Here is a 1,904-nt window from a genome sequence, read left to right as displayed (position 1 = left end):
CCCGCCGGCCGGGCCCCGGCGCCGCCGCCCCGCGCCTCGGGCCGGCCGGGACCACCGGGCCGGGCAGCCGTACCGGACCGCACCGCCGCGGCTCCGCCCCGTCGGCCCTGCGGGGGAAGGGGCGCACCGCGTCGCGGTCCGTGCTGCGGGGGTCGAGTCCTGTGTTGCTCCACTGGACCAACTTAGGTCGGTTAATGTGCCCAGTGGCCCCTCAGACACGCCGTTGGCGTGACCTTGGCCAAGCGTTCGATACGTCGCCGGGGCGGGGCACGGCACGCCGTAGACTGGTGGATCGGCCCGCACACTCTCCTGACGGACCCGGGCCCGGACAGCCCAGTCCAGTCCTCCAACCTCACGTACGGGAAGTCGCAACGTGTCGCTCACGATCGGAATCGTCGGTCTGCCCAATGTCGGCAAGTCGACCCTGTTCAACGCCCTGACCAAGAACGACGTGCTGGCGGCCAACTACCCGTTCGCCACCATCGAGCCGAACGTGGGTGTCGTGGGCGTCCCCGACGCCCGTCTCACCAAGCTGGCCGAGATCTTCGGCTCGCAGCGGATCCTCCCGGCGACCGTCGACTTCGTCGACATCGCGGGCATCGTGCGCGGTGCGAGCGAGGGCGAGGGCCTGGGCAACAAGTTCCTCGCGAACATCCGCGAGTCGGACGCGATCTGCCAGGTCATCCGTGCCTTCAAGGACGAGAACGTCGTGCATGTCGACGGCAAGGTCTCGCCCAAGGACGACATCGAGACGATCAACACCGAGCTGATCCTCGCGGACCTGCAGACGATCGAGAAGGTCCTGCCGCGTCTGCAGAAGGAGTCGCGGATCAAGAAGGACGTCGCCCCGAAGGTGAAGGCCGTCGAGGAGGCGAAGGAGATCCTGGAGAAGGGCGACACGCTCTTCGCCCACGGCATCGTCCAGGGCAGCGAGCGCGCGGAGCCGCTCCACGACCTGCACCTCCTGACCACCAAGCCCTTCCTCTACGTCTTCAATGTCGACGAGGACGAGCTGATGGACGACGCCTTCAAGGACGAGCAGCGCGCGCTGGTCGCCCCCGCCGAGGCGATCTTCCTCAACGCCAAGCTTGAGCAGGACCTCGCCGAGCTGGACGAGGACGAGGCCCTCGAACTCCTGGAGTCGGTCGGCCAGCACGAGCCGGGCCTCGCGACCCTGGCCCGCGTCGGCTTCGACACCCTGGGCCTGCAGACCTACCTCACGGCGGGCCCGAAGGAGTCCCGAGCCTGGACGATCAAGAAGGGCGCCTCGGCTCCCGAGGCGGCCGGTGTCATCCACACCGACTTCCAGAAGGGCTTCATCAAGGCGGAGGTCATCTCCTTCGGTGACCTGGTCGACACGGGCTCGGTCGCCGAGGCCCGCGCCAAGGGCAAGGCCCGCATGGAGGGCAAGGAGTATGTGATGCAGGACGGGGACGTGGTGGAGTTCCGGTTCAACGTTTAGCGGCCGCCGTAGCATCGGCGCGGCCAGCTGGCAAATGTGCAGGTCAGGTGGGGTCGGCTCCGTTCGGGGTCGGCTCCGTTCGGGGTCGGCCCCGTCGACGTGTCCGCTGCTGGATCCGTGCTGGATATCCTGACGTCTCGTCACCTGTCGTCATCCCTGGTTATCCGCACCACTGCTGGATCGGTGCTGGATTGAGCTGACGGTTCGTCAGCTGGATATGGGTGCATCAGCTACGGATTTCGTTGCTGACCGGATGTCGTCGGCTCGTCGGGGGCTGGGCGGGGACACGTTGTGACATTCCCGCGGACGCGATGCGGGTGCCGCGGTGGGGTCGGGGGGGGGGGGGGGGGCCCGGGGGGGGGGGGGGGGGGCGGCCCCGGGGGGGCGGGGGGTGGGTTGGGCGGGGCCGCCCAGAGTAAGGGTTGGGGTTTTTTTTGTGTCG

Annotated in this window: 1 protein-coding gene; it reads left to right on the top strand. The window is 68.5% G+C overall.

Going from position 1 to position 1,904, the window contains the following annotated elements:
- Positions 1–373: 373 nt before the first annotated feature.
- Positions 374–1,462: a redox-regulated ATPase YchF gene (ychF, locus tag ABT186_RS47590; protein WP_351221814.1), complete on the top strand. Its 1,089-nt coding sequence runs from the start codon at positions 374–376 to the stop codon at positions 1,460–1,462.
- Positions 1,463–1,904 lie beyond the last annotated feature (442 nt).

It is taken from the genome of Streptomyces sp. NPDC001634 (assembly GCF_040298185.1).
In the GTDB taxonomy this organism is placed as follows: domain Bacteria; phylum Actinomycetota; class Actinomycetes; order Streptomycetales; family Streptomycetaceae; genus Streptomyces.
This window is presented reverse-complemented; position numbering and strand designations above follow the sequence as displayed.